Raw genomic sequence first — 3,345 nt, 5'->3', positions numbered from 1 at the left:
AGACGGGTTCAGGGAAAACAGCTATCTTGAAGTTGTTATTACGTGAGTTCGAAGGGTACGATGGGTGGATTACTTACGGTGGCCATTCCATCAATGCCTACAAAAAAGAACGACTGCGTTCAGCAATTGGTTATGTACCGCAAGATCATTTCTTGTTTTCAACGACGGTTGCTGGAAATATTGCCTTTGCGAATACAAGTGCTCCAATAGAAGAAGTGTATGAAGCTGCTCAGCTCGCACACATTCATGAAGACATACTGAAATTCACGAATGGTTATGAAACCATTGTCGGCGAACGAGGCGTGTCGTTATCTGGTGGACAAAAGCAACGGATTTCGATTGCCCGTRCATTGATGATGAAGCCGGAATTGTTAATCTTGGACGATTCGTTATCTGCAGTTGATGCGCGAACAGAAGAAGCAATCCTTGAGTCGTTAAAAGCATCCCGACTGGATGAAACCACCATTATTACCGCACATCGATTGAGCGCGATTCAACATGCACATCAAATCATCGTGCTTCATGAAGGAACAATTGTTGAAAAAGGTTCCCATGAAGACCTCATGGACCAAAAAGGACGTTACTACGAAATGTATCAGTTACAACAATTAGAAGCACTTGTCGAAATGGGAGGTGAGGTGTAATGGAAGAACAGCCAAAGCTAACAGGAAAAGATCAAGGCATCATCTTAAGAAGGCTTATTTCCTATTTGAAGCCACATAAAAAAGTCATAACGTTTGCGTTATTCCTACTAGGCCTTACCGTAGTCGGGGACGTTGTTGGACCGATTTTGATTAAAACGTTCATAGATGATTATTTGACCGTTCAAAACTTTCCGACGGGACCGCTAGTCGGACTGGCGAGTGCGTACTTATTCATTCAAATCTCCAATGTTTTCATTAGTTATTTCCAGCTGCTGAAATTCCAGGAGATAGCACTGAAAATCATTCAGCAAATGCGAATTGATGTCTTTACGAAAGTACAAAACCTCGGAATGCGTTATTTTGATAAAACGCCTGCCGGAAGCATTGTGTCTCGCGTAACGAATGATACGGAAGCCATTAAAGATATGTTTGTCAGTGTCTTGGTCGGTTTCTTGCAAAGTGGTTTCTTAGTGGTCGGAGTATACATCGCGATGTTCATTCTGAATGTTAAACTGGCCCTCGTTACACTATTGCTATTGCCGATATTATTTATGATTATAAAGACGTACCGTCGTTACAGCTCGGTGTTTTACCAAGATTTGCGTGAACGATTGAGTCAATTAAATGCAAAACTGGCAGAATCACTTCAAGGCATGTCCATGATTCAGGCATTCCGACAAGAACCGAGATTGAAAGATGAATTCAATGACATCAATGAACAGCACTGGAAAGCAGGCAAGCGTAACATCAAAATGGATAGTTTGTTGCTGCGTCCCGCGATTGATTTGGTGTATGCACTTGCTCTGATTATGTTGCTGAGCTATTTCGGGGTAACCTCATTCAGCAATACGATCGAAGTTGGTGTGATTTACGCCTTCGTGACATATATTGACCGATTCTTTGAACCGATTAATCAAGTTATGCAACGTTTATCGATTTTCCAACAAGCCATTGTAGCGGCATCACGTGTTTTCAAGCTACTCGATGAAAAGGAACTTGTGCCAAGCCAGGCGAACACAAATGCACGGATTGATGCTGGGAAAATTGAATTCAAAAATGTAACCTTCTCTTACGATGGACAAACAGATGTATTGAAAAACATTTCCTTCACCGCGAATCCTGGGGAAACGGTAGCGCTTGTCGGCCATACTGGAAGTGGGAAAAGTTCCATCATCAATTTATTGATGCGTTTTTATGAGTTTGAACAAGGTGATATTTTGATAGATGGACAATCTGTAAAAGATTTCAAAGCTCAGGAATTACGAGATAAAATGGGACTTGTGCTACAAGATCCGTTCTTGTTCTTCGGGGATATCGAAAGCAACATTCGTTTGCACAAGCAAAGTATGACGGATGACGAAGTACGTGCTGCTGCAGAGTTTGTTCAAGCTGACGGCTTCATCAATCTGTTGCCAGAAGGCTATAAGCAAAAAGTAACCGAGCGAGGCTCAACCTTCTCAAGTGGTCAGCGTCAACTCGTCGCATTCGCCCGTACGATGGCGACGGATCCGAAGATTTTGGTGCTGGATGAAGCAACAGCAAACATCGATACGGAAACAGAAGTGGCAATTCAATCAAGTCTTGAAAAAATGCGACAAGGACGAACAACGATTGCCATCGCCCACCGGTTGAGTACGATTCAAGATGCAGAGCTGATTTTAGTCCTTCATCAAGGCGAAGTCGTTGAACGGGGCAATCACCAACAGTTGCTTGCAAGCAAAGGCTTGTATCACAAAATGTACTTGCTGCAGAATAGCATTGTGGAAGAAGCAGTATAAAACCCATAACTAATCCCATGTCTATCAAATTGTAAGCAGATTTGATAGACATTTTTATATAGCAAAAAATGTACAAAGGTTTGTTAAATGGAAAAATATTGTATTAATTTAAAGGGAAATCAAGGGTTCGCGTCTAATATAGAATTACTGGAAACAGTAAAGTTGTAGACAACCTCTTTTAAAGTGTCATCAACGCCTAAACAAGTAACGGTTCTCCAACAATAAACCGATTGCGACCCAAGTGAGGATAATTCACTTGGGTTTTTTCATGCCCGATGCATGGTGCCATATTTATACGCAAAAGATGAATGATTAAATAAAAAGTCGTGAAGTAGTACTTTTGTTTTAAGCAGGTATAGAACCAAGAACAGCACAAGATACATCCTATGTTTAATTTTCAGGAAAGTAGAAATGTGGGATGATGAGGGTTAATTGGGTAATGTTTCTGAATATTGAATGAATAAATGTTGAATAAACTCCCAGTTGRTAYTAGATTAGTTGAAAAATTTTAATAACTTGATGTTGAAAGACAGATCAGTGTATTAAATGTGAAGTTAAGTCATCAGCACGAAACCTTTACATTTTTACAAATATATTAATCTACTATTTAGTTAGGCAGGGGGAGAGGTTTAATGAGGAAAAGGAGAAACAAAAAAATTATTATTAGAATCATTGTTTCGTAATTCATTGCACTACATATGTAATAAAAAGACAGAGACTTGGAGGAAGAAAATGGGGAAAAAAGYAAACAACAAAAGTAAGGTCTTAAAAAGCTTAGCTGTATTTGCTCTATCATCTAGTTTTATTTTAGGTTCTATTGTACAAGTAGTAAGGTCTTAAAAAGCTTAGCTGTATTTGCTCTATCATCTAGTTTTATTTTAAGTTCTATTGTACAAGTACCAACTACTGCGAAAGCGGTTAGT

General features: G+C 39.6%; 2 protein-coding genes. Both read left to right on the top strand.

Features of this window, described 5'->3' with window-relative positions; genetic code table 11:
* Positions 1-644 (top strand): ABC transporter ATP-binding protein (locus AC1DSB_RS16740; RefSeq protein WP_477587161.1); only part of this gene is annotated, 644 nt, incomplete at its 5' end.
* Entirely contained in the window at positions 644-2,422 is a 1,779-nt protein-coding gene (locus tag AC1DSB_RS16735) for an ABC transporter ATP-binding protein (protein WP_477587160.1), read from the top strand. The genes AC1DSB_RS16740 and AC1DSB_RS16735, both read left to right, overlap by 1 nt.
* The last annotated feature ends 923 nt before the right edge of the window (positions 2,423-3,345 follow it).

This window comes from Paenisporosarcina sp. P4_E4_2, assembly GCF_056401595.1.
The sequence above is the reverse complement of the archived record's forward strand: the minus strand, read 5'-3'. Positions and strand labels throughout refer to the sequence as shown.

Coding starts and splice junctions, on each gene's coding strand:
- AC1DSB_RS16735 (WP_477587160.1), top strand. CDS start 644: ATGGAAGAACAGCCAAAGCTAACAGGAAAAGATCAAGGCATCATCTTA.